This window comes from Shewanella halifaxensis HAW-EB4 (assembly GCF_000019185.1).
Taxonomy (GTDB): Bacteria; Pseudomonadota; Gammaproteobacteria; order Enterobacterales; family Shewanellaceae; genus Shewanella; species Shewanella halifaxensis.
This window is the reverse complement of record NC_010334.1, coordinates 3,634,414-3,652,098: the sequence shown is the minus strand read 5'-3', so window position 1 is coordinate 3,652,098 and position 17,685 is coordinate 3,634,414. Positions and strand designations below refer to the sequence as shown.

At 43.2% G+C, this 17,685-nt stretch carries 18 protein-coding genes; 11 read left to right on the top strand and 7 right to left on the bottom strand.

The genetic code is table 11. The annotated features are described in order from the left end of the window. Positions 1-235 precede the first annotated feature (235 nt). A complete protein-coding gene (gene fusA, locus SHAL_RS15545) occupies positions 236-2,263 on the top strand; it encodes an elongation factor G (RefSeq protein ID WP_012278081.1) in 2,028 nt (675 codons plus the stop codon). 115 nt (positions 2,264-2,378) lie between these two features. Continuing rightward, positions 2,379-3,335 carry a 4'-phosphopantetheinyl transferase family protein gene (locus tag SHAL_RS15540; RefSeq protein WP_012278080.1) on the top strand — a complete coding sequence of 319 codons (957 nt, stop codon included), beginning with the start codon at positions 2,379-2,381 and terminating at the stop codon, positions 3,333-3,335. A gap of 92 nt (positions 3,336-3,427) precedes the next feature. Here SHAL_RS15540 and SHAL_RS15535 read toward each other — a convergent pair whose 3' ends face one another. After that, positions 3,428-5,413: an alkyl/aryl-sulfatase gene (locus SHAL_RS15535; RefSeq protein WP_012278079.1), complete on the bottom strand. Its 1,986-nt coding sequence runs from the start codon at positions 5,411-5,413 to the stop codon at positions 3,428-3,430. A gap of 199 nt (positions 5,414-5,612) precedes the next feature. Here SHAL_RS15535 and SHAL_RS15530 point away from each other — a divergent pair, with 199 nt between their 5' ends. From SHAL_RS15530 to SHAL_RS15515, 4 genes are all read left to right on the top strand, one after another. Next, on the top strand, positions 5,613-6,515 hold the full coding sequence (locus SHAL_RS15530; RefSeq protein WP_012278078.1) for a LysR family transcriptional regulator: 903 nt from the start codon (positions 5,613-5,615) through the stop codon (positions 6,513-6,515). Between the two features lie 90 nt (positions 6,516-6,605). Then, the gene (locus SHAL_RS15525) at positions 6,606-7,511 is read left to right on the top strand and encodes a LysR family transcriptional regulator (RefSeq protein ID WP_012278077.1); all 906 of its coding nucleotides are present in this window, start codon (positions 6,606-6,608) and stop codon (positions 7,509-7,511) included. Positions 7,512-7,982: 471 nt separating this feature from the next. Continuing rightward, positions 7,983-8,558 (top strand): hypothetical protein, encoded by a 576-nt coding sequence (locus SHAL_RS15520; protein WP_012278076.1) that lies wholly within the window; start codon positions 7,983-7,985, stop codon positions 8,556-8,558. Between the two features lie 247 nt (positions 8,559-8,805). After that, complete coding sequence (locus tag SHAL_RS15515) at positions 8,806-9,561, top strand: hypothetical protein (protein WP_223296201.1); 756 nt, start codon at positions 8,806-8,808, stop codon at positions 9,559-9,561. 226 nt (positions 9,562-9,787) lie between these two features. Here SHAL_RS15515 and queF read toward each other — a convergent pair whose 3' ends face one another. Next, positions 9,788-10,645: an NADPH-dependent 7-cyano-7-deazaguanine reductase QueF gene (queF, locus tag SHAL_RS15510; protein ID WP_190273606.1), complete on the bottom strand. Its 858-nt coding sequence runs from the start codon at positions 10,643-10,645 to the stop codon at positions 9,788-9,790. 59 nt (positions 10,646-10,704) lie between these two features. Between queF and syd the strand changes: the two genes are divergently transcribed. Further along, positions 10,705-11,346, top strand: a complete 642-nt coding sequence (gene syd, locus SHAL_RS15505; RefSeq protein WP_012278073.1) for a SecY-interacting protein — start codon at positions 10,705-10,707, stop codon at positions 11,344-11,346. Between the two features lie 90 nt (positions 11,347-11,436). Here syd and SHAL_RS15500 read toward each other — a convergent pair whose 3' ends face one another. Beyond that, a complete protein-coding gene (locus SHAL_RS15500; RefSeq protein WP_012278072.1) occupies positions 11,437-12,210 on the bottom strand; it encodes a Zn-ribbon-containing protein in 774 nt (257 codons plus the stop codon). Continuing rightward, positions 12,197-12,565, bottom strand: coding sequence for a hypothetical protein (locus SHAL_RS15495; protein WP_012278071.1), 369 nt, complete (start codon positions 12,563-12,565; stop codon positions 12,197-12,199). Before SHAL_RS15495 ends, SHAL_RS15500 begins: the two co-directional genes overlap by 14 nt. 138 nt (positions 12,566-12,703) lie before the next feature. On the opposite strand from SHAL_RS15495, the gene SHAL_RS15490 reads away from it, so the two are divergent. Beyond that, complete coding sequence (locus SHAL_RS15490) at positions 12,704-13,096, top strand: DUF3192 domain-containing protein (protein ID WP_012278070.1); 393 nt, start codon at positions 12,704-12,706, stop codon at positions 13,094-13,096. Between the two features lie 20 nt (positions 13,097-13,116). Here SHAL_RS15490 and SHAL_RS15485 read toward each other — a convergent pair whose 3' ends face one another. After that, entirely contained in the window at positions 13,117-13,350 is a 234-nt protein-coding gene (locus tag SHAL_RS15485) for a DUF2789 domain-containing protein (RefSeq protein WP_012278069.1), read from the bottom strand. Positions 13,351-13,537: 187 nt separating this feature from the next. Here SHAL_RS15485 and SHAL_RS15480 point away from each other — a divergent pair, with 187 nt between their 5' ends. Both SHAL_RS15480 and SHAL_RS15475 read left to right on the top strand, forming a co-directional pair. Beyond that, positions 13,538-14,176: a GNAT family N-acetyltransferase gene (locus SHAL_RS15480; RefSeq protein ID WP_041416046.1), complete on the top strand. Its 639-nt coding sequence runs from the start codon at positions 13,538-13,540 to the stop codon at positions 14,174-14,176. Next, a complete protein-coding gene (locus SHAL_RS15475; RefSeq protein ID WP_012278067.1) occupies positions 14,169-14,468 on the top strand; it encodes an Mpo1-like protein in 300 nt (99 codons plus the stop codon). Before SHAL_RS15480 ends, SHAL_RS15475 begins: the two co-directional genes overlap by 8 nt. 1,198 nt (positions 14,469-15,666) lie before the next feature. Here SHAL_RS15475 and SHAL_RS15460 read toward each other — a convergent pair. Both SHAL_RS15460 and SHAL_RS15455 read right to left on the bottom strand, forming a co-directional pair. Continuing rightward, complete coding sequence (locus SHAL_RS15460; protein WP_012278066.1) at positions 15,667-16,062, bottom strand: DUF3301 domain-containing protein; 396 nt, start codon at positions 16,060-16,062, stop codon at positions 15,667-15,669. Further along, positions 16,059-17,072 carry a DUF3549 family protein gene (locus SHAL_RS15455; protein ID WP_012278065.1) on the bottom strand — a complete coding sequence of 338 codons (1,014 nt, stop codon included), beginning with the start codon at positions 17,070-17,072 and terminating at the stop codon, positions 16,059-16,061. The genes SHAL_RS15460 and SHAL_RS15455 overlap by 4 nt, the downstream gene beginning before the upstream one ends. A 274-nt stretch (positions 17,073-17,346) precedes the next feature. Between SHAL_RS15455 and SHAL_RS15450 the strand changes: the two genes are divergently transcribed. Next, positions 17,347-17,667 carry a YqcC family protein gene (locus SHAL_RS15450; RefSeq protein WP_012278064.1) on the top strand — a complete coding sequence of 107 codons (321 nt, stop codon included), beginning with the start codon at positions 17,347-17,349 and terminating at the stop codon, positions 17,665-17,667. Positions 17,668-17,685 lie beyond the last annotated feature (18 nt).

The following is a 17,685-nucleotide window of genomic DNA, read 5'->3' as shown; positions in this document are numbered from 1 at the left end:
CTGAGCTGGTAAGGCAATACAATCACCTGGGACTTAATAATGACTGATATGACCAGATTCGGTGAACACTTGTAAGCTAATTGGTTGTTTTAAGGGGGCTTTTAGTTGTTGTTAAAAAGAGTGATCTAGCTCAAACATTACTAGTTTACAGCGGTCTATACTGACTATAATTTGCTCAACTAAGACTGCAAATAGAAAATGGATTGACTAAATAATGTAAAAAAAGGAGGCCAAGATGGCTGAATTTACTACCGAGCAGATCCGAAATCTGGCTGTGCTTGGACACACTGGATCTGGAAAATCTTCTCTGTTAGAGGCGCTTCTTTTTCGTGCAGAGGCGATAACATTAAAAGGCAGGGTCGATAAGGGCACTAATCACGCTGATTTCACTGCCCAAGAAAAATCTCACCGCCATAGTTTAGAACCTTCATTCCTCAATCTCGATTACGCCAATCACCACATCAACATCATAGACACCCCTGGATTACCTGACTTCTTTGGTCGAGCCTTGTTGCCGTTACCAGGCGTTGAATCTGTTGTTTTGGTGATCCACGCAGGGGTTGGCATAGAGGCGATAACCAAAAGAGCCTTCGAAGCTGCCCGTCGTCAAGGTAAAGCGGTACTCATCGTTATTAATCATATTGATGGCAATGAGTCGGCGTTAGCGCCTTTGCTACAAACGATTCAAGCACAGTTTGGTCAGCGATGCTTACCCGTTAACTTGCCTAATGTTACTGGTGATGGGGTAGTGGATTGCTATTTGCACTGTGACCCACAAGCTCAAACCGCTTTTATTGGCGCCGAATGTGCCCGAGATGAATTGGTTGATACCGTGCTTGAAGAAGATGAGCTGTTAATGGAGCTCTATCTTGAGCAGGGCGAATCGTTAACCCCAGAGCAGCTGCATGCTCCACTTGAAACGGCATTACGCTTAGGCAACTTAGTCCCAGTTTGCTTTACCAGTGCCGAAAAAGAGATAGGGATCAGTTCGCTGTTAGAGATCCTTATTAAATTAATGCCTAACCCTCTAGAGGCTAACCCACCGCAATTTGTAAAAGGTTTTGGCGATAACGCTAAAGCTGTCACAGTCAATCAGAATCCTAACGAGCACGTACTCGCCCACGTATTTAGGGTCGCAGTTGACCCATTCTTTGGGCGTATGGGGGTATTTCGTTTATATCAAGGCACAATCAATGTGGGGATGAAGCTATATATCGGTCAAGGGCGTAAGCCATTTAAAGTGGCTCACCTGATTAAATTACAAGGTGAGAAGCATATTGATGTGGCTCAAGCGATACCAGGGAATATCTATGCCATTGCCAAAGTCGAAGAGCTTGAGATCGGTGTGGTGTTGCACGACAGTCATGATGAAGATGATTTTCACATGCCAGAGAACGCACTACCTCAGCCTATTTTCGGCCTAGCAGTTTCCCCTAAACGACGTGGCGATGAACAAAAGTTATCTGAGGTGTTGAATAAACTTGTGGCAGAAGATCCCAGTTTGCGAGTCACTCGAGGTGAAGCACTGGGGCAAACTCTGCTGCAGGGGCAGGGAGATCTGCATCTGCAAATTGCGCTAGAGAAGGCGCAAACTGTGTTCAATGTGGATATGGAAACCAATATACCTGCGGTGCCATACAGAGAGACCATCTTAGCCGAGGCAAAGTCACGTTATCGCCATAAGAAACAGTCGGGAGGCTCAGGGCAGTTTGGTGAAGTCGAGTTGATGGTTGAGCCGTTGGCCCGTGGCCAAGGTTTTGAGTTTGTCAGTAAAGTGGTGGGTGGTTCTGTGCCAAGCCAATATATTCCAGCGATAGAGAAAGGCGTGCGCGAAGCCATGTTAGCGGGAGGGGTAGGTGGTTTCCCGATGCAGGATATTAAAGTCACAGTATTAGATGGTAAACATCATAGCGTGGATTCTAAGGAGATAGCGTTTGTCATGGCGGGCAAGCGAGCCTTTATGGAGGCTGTTACCTCGGCACAACCTGTGATCCTTGAGCCTGTCGTTGATATGCAGATCTGCGTAGAGCAGGGCTACGTTGGGGAGATCACCGGTGATATCAGTGCTTCTAGAGGCATGGTGTGCGGCACTCAGGCGCAAACCAATGGTATGGTTGAGGTGAGTGTGGAAGCGCCGCTTGCAAATGTTGCCGACTATTCTACTCGATTAAAATCGATGACTGGAGGAGAGGGGCAGTTCTCAATGAGCTTTAGCCGTTATGATGTGGTTCCCGATAGGGTACAGGCTACATTAATGCGTTAATGGGGAGGTTTCGAGGAGTTTGAGCTATTGTGGCACCATTTGAGTTTGTGGCTGTTGTTTTGAATTAAAACAGGCCACAATAGCCCATATATCTACGTTCACATTTGAGCTGGTTTTGTCTGAACTCACTGCAATAAAATTGTATTTCTGTCCGTTAAACAGCACGGATCTCGATACTGAATCTGCAGCCTTGATTAACACTTGGCTACCGCAAGATGAAATTGATAAAGTTAATCGCTACATCAAGCAGGAAGCTAAAGAGCACGCCCTGATGGTGAGAGGCTTTCTACGTGCTTTGCTATCTAAACACAGTGATATTCTGCCTGCTGATTGGTGTTTCGAGTATGGTGACAAAGGTAAACCTAGATTAAGTGAAGCTCAGTTTAAACAAACTGGGATCCATTTTAATTTAAGTCATAGCGGCGACTGGTTATTGGTGGGGATTTGCCCGCCAAGATTAAAAGCTGAATACTGCAACGAGGCGGATGCTGTGGAGTTTGGGGTCGATATTGAGCGTTGCCGCAGCAGTACCAATATTTATTCGATTCTAAGCCATTACTTCTCTGAGCCCGAAAAGGCTGCTCTGTTGGCATTGCCAGCAGAGTTCCAGCGAGCGCGTTTTTTCGACTTATGGGCTCTTAAAGAGTCTTACATTAAAGCTAAAGGCTTAGGCTTAGCCCTGTCGCTTAAATCTTTTGCCTTTGATTTCTCGACCTTGGTTGAGACTTCACTTAAGCTTGGCGTCATTCAAGGTGTTAGCCCTTTAGCGTATGCTGCCACTAGTGAGCTAGGCTCGTCACCTATACGCCTTAAGCAAAACATCGCCCTCTCGACACAACAAGAGAGTGAGGAGGAGCAAGTTGCGAGTGAACAGCCGCTACAGAAGATGAAAGCCGCGCAAGATTGGCACTGCTGGCTTGGGCATCTGGATGTCGGGCACCTGAATGTTGGGCACTTAGATGTCGGGCAATCAGATGAGCAGTATCGTTTTGCAATCAGTGTAGGGCAGTGTAAGCAAGTGAGCATCAAGGCAATGAGTGTTGATTTGAAAGCACTGTTAGAAAGGGTTTAATAACCGTTAATGCTTAACAGCGAATAATAAAAAACGGGGCGCATCATGCGCCCCGTTTTGTCTGTAAACAGAGTAGAGTTAGGGTTCTTCAGTTACTTAACTGGTGTTGGCACAATCTCGAAGGCGGGATTAGACTCCACCATGCTGCTGGCAATTTTGCCAAAGGCATCTTTATCGCCTGTCAGCTTAGCCTCGCCACTTGCTAATAACGCCTTAAGGGTGGTCTGCCCAAGCAAAATGCGATTTACATCCGCCTTGTTGACCATAAGGTTGGCATCGGCTTGTTGCTCCTTGTCGACAACGACGTTACTTAGGTTGCCGTTGCTAAGTTCAATGTAAAGAATGTCCTTAGTGTCTGGGGTGATGATATTCATCTTCACTAAGCCGTGTTTCGCGGCGACTTGGCTGTCAATTTTAACCGCAAGGAAGTCGAACAGTGTCGGCATATCCATTTCACTTATCACGTCAGCCGATGCAGTTTTAGGGGCGCCAGCTTGAATACCGACTCTGAGCTCTTGTGCGCCTGTTAGGTAGATGTTTCTCCAGCCCGCGCCTTCCGATTGATAACCGAGTTGCTCATAAGTGTCGGCCAGTAGTTGGCGCGCCTTATCGTTTTCAGGATAAGCGGTTACCACCTTGTTCAGTGCCGTCGCCACGAAGCGGTACTCTCCTTGAGCATAATCGTTCTGTGCACGTTTTACCGCAGCATCGGCGCCGCCCATGTACTCAACAAATTTAGCTGACTCGAGCTTTGTTGGTAGTGGATTTAGATTGGCCGGATTCATATCGAAGTAACCTAGGTACTTGTTGTAAACCGCTTTGGCATTATGACTATAAGTGCCATGGTAGCCATTTGTGTGCCATGTCTTATAGATAGACTCTGGAATCGTGTCTTGAATTGCATCGCCAATATCCTGAATACCGACGCCATCGTTAGCCAGTCTTAGTGTTTGGTTATGGACTAAGCCGTAGTTATCACGCTGTAAGCGCAAGAACTCATTGATATCCTGATTACCCCAGACCGGTGCCGAGTGGGATGCAAAAAGTACTTCAACATCGTCACCAAAGGCATTAATCATCTCGTTAATATCTTTTGACCATTTCAGAGCATCGCGCACTTTTGCGCCGCGTAGGGTATAGATATTGTGCATGCCTTGGTAAGTCAGTTCTCCAGTCCAAAGCGCTTTTTTGGATGGAATATAGGTGATCATTTCAGATTCTGCTTCGGTACCTGATGCGTCCATAAATACCATCTCTAGGCCATCTATGGTGAGCGTTTCCCATTTTCCTTCACCGTTTAAGGTGTAGTCCGGCGCCACATAGGTGATCTCACCTTTCGATAGGCCTTTACCTAATGCTGCATCGACAATACCGTGATCATGCTTGCCCAGTGTTGCGCCATATTGGTAGGCTGCGCGGCGGCTCATGGCGTTACCGGCGAGTACATTCTCATCAACAATCTCTTTGGTGATGTTATCTGAGCCGTAGACTTTGACGTTAGGGAACATCTCTTGTATGCCGCGAGCGCCACCAAAGTGATCGGCATGGCTATGGGAGTAGATCATGGCGATAACAGGTAAGTCGCCATCTTTTGGCAGGTTCTTTAAGGCAAATTGCAGTGATGCTTTAGCAGCCTCTTTAGTTAGCAATACATCATAGGCTATCCAGCCATTATCACTGCGAATAAGTGTGAGGTTAGATAAATCGGTACCACGCACTTGGTAAATGCCATCGCTGACTTTATACAGGCCATTTGGCACCATATTAAGTTGTGCTTGGCGGTATAGTGATGGGTTAACCGAATCTGGGGTGTTATCGCTGATAAAGGCGAATTCGGCTCGTAAAATGTCAGCGGTCGCTTTATCGAACTTTGCCACTAAGTTTTTGGAAGATTGCTCGAATGCACGAGTATCGTCAAAGTTAAGAGTGTCTGCTACGGCCTTGTTATGAGCAATGGTGTGCTGCGTGGCATCTTTACCATGGTAATGGATTGTTATGTGGTCATGTTCATGCTGAGCGGCGGCAGCATTGAATGAAAAAACCGATAAGATTGAGAGAGTAAGTAGAGTCTGCTTCATGAGTTCTCCTTGGTAAATTGATTTGGTTCATAGCATTACGTCTTAATCCTTGGGGTAACTCTGCAATAAAAGACGTCTTTCGATTGAATGTAGCCAGTATAGCGAGGGAAATTCGAATAATAATTAGGGTGAACTTTACTTTTAATATTTATAATATGAATATTACTGCAGCCATTATTAACGCTAAGCGGAAATATTTATGTCACAGCAAAAGTCATTCGATCTTAATTTATTTCGCATTTTTACTGCGGTGTACCGTACGTCATCATTTAGCCGCGCAGCCGAGGAGTTAGACCTGACTCAATCGTCGGTGAGTAATGCCATTGCGCGTCTTAAGTTATCGGTGGGGGAAGAGCTGTTTATTCGCGTTGGTAGAGGAGTGAAACCTACGGCGAGTGCGATGAACTTATATCAGCAGCTTGCGAGTCCTGTGTCTGAAATCGAACAGGTCGCTTCAAGTTTTGAGGTATTTGAAGCCAGTACCAGTGAACGTACCTTCTATGTCTATGCCAGTGAGTCAGCAATTCAGCTACTGCAAGGCTTAGTTGAGCAAGCGTTAGAAGGGCTCTCAATCAATATTGTATTTCGTGAGCCGCCATTAATTGAGGAAGAGTTGCAGATGGAGTTGCAGCTTGAGAAAGTCGACCTAGCACTGGATATTTGGTTACCTGAATCAGCATCTTTTAAGAGCCAAAAGGTGATGCAAGATAAGTTGGTGTGTGTGGCCAGAAAAGGCCACCCGCGCATCACAGGGGCGATTACCCAAGAGCAGTATTTTAGTGAAAAGCATATTATTTTTAAGATGCGCCGCTATAACCTTAGCGTTGCAGATCTACTGACTAAACATGTTCTACCGGCGAGACAGATGCACAGTGAGCAATCATCGATTTTAAGTATGATGGCCGTGGCCTCTAAAAGTGATGCCTTAGCTATCGCCTCTCAATCCTATACCGATGAATATGCAGAATTGTTTGGCCTACAGGTATTTGAGTTGCCCTTTGATGTTGAGCCTATCGAATATTACATGGTATGGAGCCATAAGCTCGAGCAAAACCCAGCCAATATTTGGTTGAGAAATACGATACTAAAGTTAATTAAATAAGTAGGTTAATCCGAGTTTAGATAGTGTGTTAAAGTGAATTATTTGCTTAAATATGGTTCAACGGTTAAGCGCTAAGATAGAGGGAAAGCAATGACACAACAAAAGCAGTTTGATGTAAACCTCTTAAGAGTGTTTTTAGCTGTTTGTCGTACGGGGTCTTATACCTTAGCAGCTGAGGAGCTTGACTTGACTCAGCCCTCTGTAAGCAATGCAATCAATCGTTTTAAAGCCGTCGTAGGAGAGGAGTTATTTGTTCGTGCGGGCCGAAATATTAAACCTACCGCCATGGCGAACTATCTTTTTGAACAGCTCAATGATTCTTTCTGTAATATTGAACAGACAATCAATGGGTTAGAGGGATTTGATCCTAACACTTCTGAACGCCAGTTTGTGGTTCTCGCCAATGATGTTATTGCCCATATGCTACAAAGGCGGCTTGATGAACTGGTCAAAGATCTACCTATAGAGATTATATTCCGAGAACCACCTGATTTTGATAGTGAAATTCTTGAGTTACTTACTCTTGAACAAGCGGATCTCGTTATCGATATCGGCTTGCCTGAAGATAATCGCTTTGAACGTAAACTGTTGATACAAGAGGCGGCAGTTTGCGTTGCAAGTAAAGAGCATCCGAGGATACAGGAGTCGATATCTTGGGAGCAGTTTTTTGCAGAAAGGCATGTATTCGTTAAGCTGAGACGATTTAATCGCACCGCAGTTGATATTCTTAGTGAAGAGGTACTACCTAATCGTAAGGTTTATAGCAGTAAATCATCGATGTTGAGCTTGTTCTCGGCAGTTTCGACCAGTGATGCTATTGGGGTTGCTCCTAGAAATTATTCAAATGATTTTGAAAAAGTGTTCAATCTTCAGCTACTTCCACTTCCTTTTAATACTAAGCCACTAGATATTGAACTGGTGTGGAAAAAGAAGCATAACCGTAATCCTGCCCATATTTGGCTTAGAGAGCAGATAACGTCATTAGTAGATGAATGAACGACTAGATCTGGCTAAGGCCTGAACGTAATCAGGACAAAGCGAAATGCAAGCAAAAATTTAACATCAACGCTTCTATAGAATTGTTTCTATGAACCTGGCTACTGGATACGGTTTAATAAGTAAAGCCTCACATACTGATGGAATCCGCAATAAAAATCACTTTTTGACTCAACCTTTCAAATTAAATGAGGGGTTTAGTCGTTACCGTAAAAAATATATGGATATGATTGGTGAGTATATTAACCATAACTCTTTATATTGAACTCTTCTTTTTAAGCTCGTAATTCATTTATTTAGGTTTTATACATTCATAGTGTGAATGTGTTAAGCCTATCTGGCACTATTATTTTCCTGCTCTTATATCGTTAGCATATGTCTATCGAATAGTTAGCTGTGGTTAATTCCACTCGATCCTTTGGCTAAAGGCAATTTGCCTAGCGTTTTAACTTACTTAAGAGAGCACACATTATGAACTTTAAAAAGACAAGCCTAGTAAGCGCGTTACTTTCAGTGTTTCTATTATCAGCCTGTAGTTCAACATCTTCAGTTAAAGACAACACTGATCCTGGTTTTGATAATCCAGGCCTAGATCTACCAATAGAGATCCCCGGTACGCCGAGTAATCCCATTGAAATCGCTCCCGATAATGACTTACCTGAAACAGATCCTGATTTCGGCTTGCCAGATTTTGGTGAAACGCCAGATTGGGGTGCGAGTAAAGAACGCCCTGATATAGGTGATAAGCCAGCTGATAACTCTCCTGAGTTTGGTGAAGATGATGGCTGGGGGAATGCTAATAAACCTAAGCCTGATGTGAACCCATTCGAGCTCGTTATTGATGAAGAGAATGGGCAAGCCAAAATCTATCGTAAAGAGGATGGTAAAACTATAGCCATCATTGAACCAAATGGTGACGGTACTTATACGGTACGTGATGGTGCAATGTCTTGGGATAATACTTATGTGATCTATCAAAATGATCTTGGTCAAATCCGCATTGATTGGGAGAGGTCAGAAATCGATGCAGGTTGGGGGGGGAGGTGATAAAGCACCTAAAGTCGATAGCTTGTCACAAGCTCAACGACAGGCTATTAAGTCAAGAGTGAACACCTTGAAGCTGAAACCTCAGCATAAGCGTTAAAGTCAATAACGACTTTGTTATGAATCTAGGTACACCTTTTGTCTGCCTCACTTTGGGGCAGACGTGATTGATTTTTGAGAGCGACACCATATGAACATATCTGAATTTCTTTCAAAAAGGGTTAGGAAGCAAAGGGCTGTTAGCATCTGTGTGCTTATACTCAGTGTCTGCTTTGTCACCAATGCCCAAGCCACCTCTATCTCAAGTGATATCGAGCTTATCTTCCCACCGAAGGGAATTGAAATAGGTCAAGAAGATGACAGTGAGCCACTGTACAAGTCTGTCGGGCTAGATGTGAAGATGCAGGACGGTGAAGCGGTCTACACCTTAAACGCGAGTTTTGATATTGGTGAGACTTGGCGTGTGTTTGGTGAGTATGACAATAATGAGTTTTGGGAAGCAGGAGTAGGTAAAAGCTTCTATAACGCATTTATGTTTACTGAAGTCACTGCAAAGGCGAATCGTGGTGGCTATAGTGCAGGGGTGTTCGCTGGCATTCCGGTGAGTGAAACTGTGATTTTGATGGCTGATACAAACTACAACTGGTCTACCTTGAGCTATGACTTCCAATACGATGGAAAGTCTATCCAAGTCGATGGTTCATATTCACCTTCAGATACTATAGATTTTATGCTGGGATTTTCTTGGAGAGCTCTTGAACGATTGAACGTTAGTTATAGTTATAACCATGTATATGAGACTACAGGGGATAGAGTACAGCGAGAGATCCATATTCCTGACTTCGAATATGATGACAAAAGAATAAGCAGGTTAAGTAAAGGAAATTACAACTATCACGAAATTACTTTAACCACTGAGGTATGGAAGTTATCTCCTTATTTTACCTATACCTACTTTCCTAATAGCGAAAATTTCTATGAATTTGGCCTGTCATTTAAGTGGTAGTTTAATATTGAGGTAAAATATTGGCGACCATTGCGAACAATCTATTGCCTTGAGAGCAGGCTGTTTTATAAAAAGACCAAGAGCAGCCTCAGAGTTGCAGCGCTCTCTCACTCTCTCATTGGTTATCGCTGATGGGAGTTTTTTTGTCCGAAATTTATAATAAAAAACGGGTTAATGACACTCTGACCCGTTTTTTGTTTTCTTTATAAGCCGTAATGACTTGTGTTTATTGTCGTGCGAGGCGTTGATTCTCGGCTGGGTGTTCAAAATCGCTACGGTATGGATTGATATCTAAACCGCCACGGCGAGTGTAACGGGCATAAACCGTGAGCTTTGAGCATTGGCAGAAGCGTTTAAGATCGACGAAAATCCGCTCAACACACTGCTCGTGAAACTCATTATGTTGTCTAAATGAGATGAGATATCTGAGTAGCTTTTCACGATCAATCTTAGGGCCCTGATAGCGGATCATCACCGTGCCCCAGTCAGGCTGTGAGGTGATCAAGCAATTTGACTTAAGCAAGTTAGAAGTCAGCGTTTCGGCAACAATTGCTTTATTATCGACACTGTCGACTAAGTAGTCTGGATTGAAGCGATAGTCATCAACCTCAATATCGAGATCATCGATGCAGGTACCAGGTAGCTCAATAATTCGCTGGTGGCTGAACTGTTTTGGCTCGATAACTTTTACTGTGACTTCACCATCGGCGCAGGCGCTTAAATCTTGGGTTAAACGTTCTTGTACTGCTTGCAGGCTATCGAATCGAGTCTGGTTATAGCTGTTTAAATACAGCTTGAATGATTTTGATTCGATAAGGTATTTACTGTCAAAACTTAGGCTAAACTCTGCAATGGCTACCATAGGTTTGCCTTTAGCGTTGAGCCAAGAGAGCTCGTAGCCTGTCCAGATATCACAGCCATGAAATGGCAGCTCTTGAGTGAGGGCAATAGCATCACGGTTTAACTTACGCGGCACGCCTTGAAGTAAAGATGCATCATACTGCTCTTGATAACCTGTCGACTTTCCTAATGTTAATTCAGAAAGTTCGGGTGCGTTACTGTAGGGATCATGATGTTGTGTCATCAATACGGTTTCCATGTCAAAATAGACCCCTATTATAACTGATTTTGGAACTGGCTTAAGTGTCTTCTTTACCCGCTTTAGATCTTTTTTTATCTAAATATCAACAAGCCTATGTAGAAAAGCTTGATGAACAGCCACGATATTATGCCCAAGAGCAAGAGTCTGACTGCGTTGTAGGCGAAATGGATAGTGACGGAGCCGTGTTTTGGCAAGCGGTTGTTCGTCAAACTCCTGGTCAGTTTGATAACGTCGAAACTGCGCTTGAACTGACTCTGTGTGCTGAAATAAATGCATTTTATGGCCGTCACTTCTCCGCGCCGCTATTCTTTGACTCCAAGTGGGGCAGCGGTGAACTTATCCAAGTGTGGAACCAAACCGATTTTGAGTACCTGCAGCAGAACATCATCGGTCATTTGATGATGAAGAAAAAGCTTAAGCAGGAGCCAACTTGGTTTATCGGTGTGTTAGACGATGAAGATAAGATGCTAACAGTTAATAATAGCGACGGCAGTGTGTGGGTTGAGATCCCTGGCGAAGTTCAAAGCAGTAAGCTTGCAGAGTCGTTGAATGAATTTATTAGCTTATTAACGCCAAGAGTGACACCACCGGTAAAGTTGATTGAAGAGTCTATGCCTGAGCTTGATCACCCCGGTATTTGGCAGCGAATGAAATTGATGTGGCGTAATTTACGCGGCAAATAATTGATGCGCTAGATGCGATAACAAAAATGGCTCAATATTCATTGAGCCATTTTTTATGAGGACGCGATTTTATGGGGAAGATATAGTTTCTTATAGATGATCCCATGAGATGTTCGACACTATGCGGCAAGTCTCACAGCGAAAATGAAACATATCCAATAGCGGTTCATCTAACAGCCACTCTTTGCTACCGCATTTAGGACAAGGGCGCTGTTTTTCTGCCGCAAGACTCTCACCACCAACACGATATAGATAATAGTAGGTTGGGATTTTTGTTAGATACTCGACTCTGCCTCGCAGATTCCATCCGCGCCTAAATAGGTCACTCTGATGACTGGTTAGCTCTTCAAGTGCTGCAAATTCTGCTTTTGTGGCGGCCGCCATCTGCAGTTCATCGCAGGCTTGCCATTCGGTTTGCCAGCGGATCATGCGTTTATGATCACCGTTGGCAGTAGCCGGAATTTGGTACAGAGGAATGGGTTGCAGCGTATCGCCGTTTCGTAGTGGCGAGCACATATGGACGTAACTGGTATATAGTAGCTGCCAACTTGGCGTGTCTTGGCTCGAAACTTCTGAGTTGATGTCTTGGCCAATATATTTTTCGCGGGGAGCGAGTAGTTTGGCATCGGTTAGCTCATTTAGGGCGGTATCAACCCAAGGACTATTGAAACGCTTAGATAAGCTACTTTTCTCGGGCATTAACAGCCTAACTCTGAATTCAGCATCGTTAAAGGCAACAGCAAACTCACGTCCTAAAACTTGGCCATTGGCACGATAGGCCTCGAGTAAACCATTGATCGCTTTCTCTGCAGCGCTAATGGTGGTGTTATCAAAACACTCGAATCTTAACTCAACCACATGCATTCGTTTTATGTCCTTCGCTGTTATTACTGTGTTTTTCTAATTTGTTTAGCTGCTGTTTTATCAACTTAAACTCAGCTTTTAACTCGGCAAGCTCTTGTTCGAGTTTAGCTATCGTGTCAGCTTGTTGTGCCAACGCAGATGGCTCGGGAGCCTTATCTTCAGCTTGAATGGAACAATCTGCCGATAGGGCTTTAATCTCTTCGGTGCTCATGGATTTAAACTGCTGCAACCCTTGGATCAGTATCGGCATGGGGATGTTACTACCGAGTTTGCTCTTAACGAGTGCGAGGGTTGGCGTTCTACTTTCATCACTGATCTTCTTAGCAGCACTGAGTACTAGTTCTAATGGACTCATGGTTAGTCAAATTCCTTACTCGTTAGTCTTTTTGTTAATCGCAGCATAATACCCAAGGTCTTCTTTAAAATAAACACATGTAAAAACAGTAGCTTGGTGCTTGGCATGTTAATTGCTTTTTAAATAAAACTAAAAACAATGTTAATACAGGAAGTTAAAGTGAAAACAAAATTATTAGGTTTAGCGTTTTTTGGGATTGCAAGCTTAGGGCTAACGGGCTGTGTGGTCAATCTCGGTGATGGCGAATCGGATTGGGATAGTAATGGGTCATGGGAAAAAGTTCAGGATAAAAACCGCGATAACTTATCAAAAATCTCCTTGGGTATGTCTAAGGACCAAGTCGTAACCCTAATGGGGACAGCCGATTTTAATGAGGCCTATATCCAACAAGATAAAGACGTTTATGTTCTTTTTTATCGCACACAACGGACCCACAGCGACGGTAAAACCACCAAAGATGAATGTACTCCAGTAGTGATCAGTAATAACGCGGTCGTTGGTTGGGGGGAGGTGGCTTACAGTAAGATCTAACCTTAAAACCAAAACTAAGCCTAAGGCTTTCTCAACAGGGTGTCCAGATGGTCGATAACTTCAGACCACTGGGCATCTTGATTAAAAGACTCCACTAAAAAATGTTTCTGTGAAGCGGTCCAAAATGGGGCTTCATGTAGCTGCATTTTATCTGGTAGTGAATGTTCTCTTATAAATGCTTCAATAGCTGCTTCTTCGTTTTTTAGCCCCAGCTGCAAAAATAGGTTGGGTAAGTCATTTGTTGTCGTATCCATTTAGTCGCCTATCTATATCTGCGATTTATTCCTTTAATTATGGCTGATATATCCAAACCCACTGCAATTTTAATAATCGTTTTATGCTGTAAAGTAAGCGGCTCAAGTTTTTTGAATTGATTATTATTTGCACTTTTCCACGGGGTTGTTACATTGGTGTAGTGTGATCTAGATCAAGGAATATAAAATGGAGAATCAAGCCATGGAAGAGTGTCGTGCAGTTTATCTCACCGCTGAAGACCTACGTATTACCGCTTCTATCCTCTATAACGCTTACCATGATGACCCATTCTTTTTAGAAACGCTCTTTACCGGTGACCAGATACAATACGAACAAAAACTGCGCGGCGCGATTCGAGAGGAATTGAACGAGCTGTGGCAGCAAGAGCAAGCCCTAATCGGTATGTTTGTAGGGGAGCGTTTAGTCGGTGTGGCTTGTATCGTGACCCAGCAAGTACCACTAGGTGAGGCTAGATACTGGCATTGGCGTTTAAAGATGTTACTAAGCGCTGGCTGGCAGTCAACTCAAGCACTTATTCATAAAGAAAACGAAATAATAGACAATTTGCCAAGTAATCAATGTGGTATTTTGCAATTTATTGCGATAACAAATAATGAGCAAGGAAAGGGGTACGGTAGTTCATTGGTAAAAGCGGTTCAAAGTTGGTGTGATGAACAGCCGCATCTTGATGGTGTTGGCATTTTTGCCAACACTGCAGCTCATATTCGTTTGTTTGTTGAGCATGGGTTTGAAACCTTAGAGCAACTAGAGATTGGTAAGGTGAGTGGTGAGCTGCTTTTTTATCGAGGACTGAAAAATGAATAAACGTTTCGAGTCTTTTGGGGAATTTTATCCATTTTATTTATCACAGCATGTTAATAAAACATGCCGAGCACTACATTATGTCGGTAGTAGCCTCGTTGTTGTTATTTTGATTTATGCTTTATTGAGTCACCAATGGTGGATACTGGGACTACTGCCAGTCATTGGCTATGGCTTCGCTTGGATTGGCCATTTTGTTTTTGAAAAAAATCGCCCAGCGACTTTTAAGTATCCTTTGTACAGTTTTATGGCGGATTGGCTCATGCTATTTAAGGCTCTAACTTCTAGAAAGTAGTAAAAAATTCGCTTTGAGATAACTTTCTTGTGCGAGATCTCTCACCTTTATGTGGGAAATAGAGAGAGAGTCATAGAAAACTGATTATGTACTTATCTATAATTAGTTAAAATTCAATATTTTAACCTGACTTTTGCGTGTTAGCATATAGTTGCTTGTTTGTGTCTTTACTGTGAGCGCTAATAAAAATATAGAGTTAATAGTAGACTTAGTATCAGAAAGAAATAAGGGCTTAGGATGGCGTTTAATTCTTTTTAAAGGACGAATACAATTATCTAAAGACTTGCTGGTTTAGCGGTTTTTAGTTGAGTGTAATGGTTTTGCAGGATGCAAAAAGGACAACCTCAGGAAGAGGATTTTAGCTTAGGATAAGCTAATGAAAGGAGTCGGTACGTTTAGTACAGGGATAGAAATGGATTTACAAGGAAGATGCAGGAAGCAAGTTAACCAAGGATGATGCAAGGACGCAAATATATAGCGGGAAAGCTAAAATAAAGTAGTACTGGGGCGTACCGATTGGTACGCCCTTTCTTTATAAAGGATTGCGATAAGATTATTCGCTTAGTTTCGTGTGAGAGATCTCTTACAGACTCGTGAGAAATTCGTCCTAAATATGGCAGATTTTGCGCCAAAGTAACTGTGATCTATTTTAAATACAATTAGTTAGTTAAGTTGGTAATTAAAAGTGTCGCTAACCTGCATGTTACATAAATGTTTAATGCCATATTTTACTTGGATTTTGAATTATTATGTAGATGTGCAAGGAAGCATGCACGAGGCAAGGTTAAGGATTACCGTGTGCCGAAGGACAGGCACTTTAAGGACGATGCTCATGGACGATGCTTTCAAGGAATGATAGCCATGGCTACCAAGGAGCGGCTGAACACTCCAGGATGGAAGGTTTGCTACCTAGGAAGGTAGAGTGCTATGGATAGTAATTGAATGGATTCTCAGGGATGACATTGGACACGCTCAGGACAGAGCAAGCTTGGTAAATGGACTACCGAGAAGAAAGGATACGTATCGTAAGATACAGGGAAGAAAAGGTTCATGGAGGATGCAGGAGCAAAGTTACGCATGGATGGTGCAGGGAGCACTCATATAGCTGGATGAGCTTACACAATGATAGAAAAGGCGCGTCTCCTCTGGGGTCGCGCCTTTACTTCTTTATACGTCTTTCAGTTTTAATAGCGCCATGCTATTTACAGCCCCCAGAGCTGCAGTTACCTCTAGAACGACCACCACAACCACCACCTAGTGAGCCCTTCGCTTCAGGTGCTTCGTGCCATTCGGGCTCTGGAAAGATTGGCCATTGTATTTTTTGTATTTTCTTACCATGCATCCATAGATTGCCACGGTACTGATTGATACCGTCGGTGCTGAATTCAAATAGGTATTTAACTTTCCAAGTCAACCCACTGCTACCACCAAGGCTAGGTTTTGCAGACTCCTGAGCAATCGCGAGTAGTTGAACTTTTTGCTTTTGGCATTCTTTATTAGTAAAAACTCTGCTTATTTCTGCCATCTGCCTTAATTGCCAAAAAAATGCAGCAATCATAATCACAGCGGCAATTATTAAAAAATCTGTCATCATCCTTTAGTTACCTTAAACAAACCGCCAATTGCAGTTGCAAGCTCTGTACTACGATTTGGATTACGTAGTTGAGCGAGGAGCTGAGTGCGAATTAATGGAATAGCCACAATATCAGCAAAAATCTGGTTAAAGAAGTGTTGTGGCTGTTTTGCTAAGGCTTCTAAGTAGATAGTGAGAGTTTGCTCATCTTTTAAAGCCGACCAGTTTCGTGCGGCAATAGTTATGAGCATATCGGCAGATAAAGCGTCAGTGTCATTGAGTTGAGCAATGGCTTGCTGACTAAGCTTTGGATGAGACGCAAGAGCGCGTAGAAAATAGCTTTTATCTTTATCTTCTGCAGTAACTAGTTTAGCCAATATTGTCTTCGCAAGCGCTTCATCAATGTTCAAATGCTCTAAGCATTGACATACGGCGATCTGCACCTCTATAGCCCAATTGTTAAATCCGTTGGTCAGGTGAGTTTGATGGTCAAGCTCATTGGCTCTAACGCAAACATCGGCAATACCTTGCAAGCCTATACTTTGCCAGTTCTCAGTTGGATGTTGGCCCGATAGGTATTGGTACGCAAATTCATACTGAGGTGAGGCTTTGCCACCGAGCTGCTTGCGAACTAAGGCGTTAAATACTGCGAGCTTCTCTTGGCTTGGCTTAAAGTTAAACGGATGATTTGCTAATTGTTCTTGCTGCTGCTCTGTTAGTGCTTGGGTTGGATCTCTGCCGAGGGCCTCAATGATCATCTTAATAAATTGAGTACGTGGTGCTGGAGACAAGAGGCCACGTTCATCGAGCGGCAGTTTAATAAACCAAATATAGTGCTGCTGACTCGCATCCCAGAACACGATGGCAAATTGAGCATGCCCTTGAATGGGTGATGGATAAGCTGAGTTAAGCTCTTCAATTTGATGAAATGCCACCATATCGATATGTTGTACTCGACGGCCCATGTCATAAACTTGGAATTGAGTATTAGCAGTTTTTAAGAATTGGCTGAGGGTCGTTATTTCTGTCATATCGTTATCAAGTGTAGGTTAATTAGCGCATATTATAGGGATAAGTCTGGCTAGATGGTATCATCGCGCGTTAAATTTCCTGTGTTGTATTTACCTAAACAACATGAAGGTGCAAGGTTTTGGCTGTTGATAAGTTACAGAGTTGAAGGCGCTGAGTGATGGCTTATTGAATGACGGCTTATTGAGTGGCGTCCAAGAAACTGCGTCGAAGGTTAGTACCAATCACAATAGAGAACTCTATAGAATACACCTCATATCAACTAGAGAGGCTACCTTGATAGAAGTTGAGACAAACGAGAAACTAGATGCTTTAGAAGCTGAGTTGGCCAAACAAGATTTACTAAGCTCACAAGCCCCAACGGTAAAGGCGTTAGCCAGCACAACACCTTTTGCGTGCGATGTGATGCCCTTTGAGCATTGGTTACAGTTTATTTTTTTACCTAAAATGCGTTATATGCTCGATGAGAAAATGCCGTTGCCAAAAGCGATGGCCGTAGCGCCAATGGCAGAGCATGTTTGGGCAAGTCAGCCTGAGTTACAAAATTTAATTAGTATTTTAACTGATTTAGACACGCTATTGAGTCAGACAGAATAGCGCTGTTAAGAGAGATTT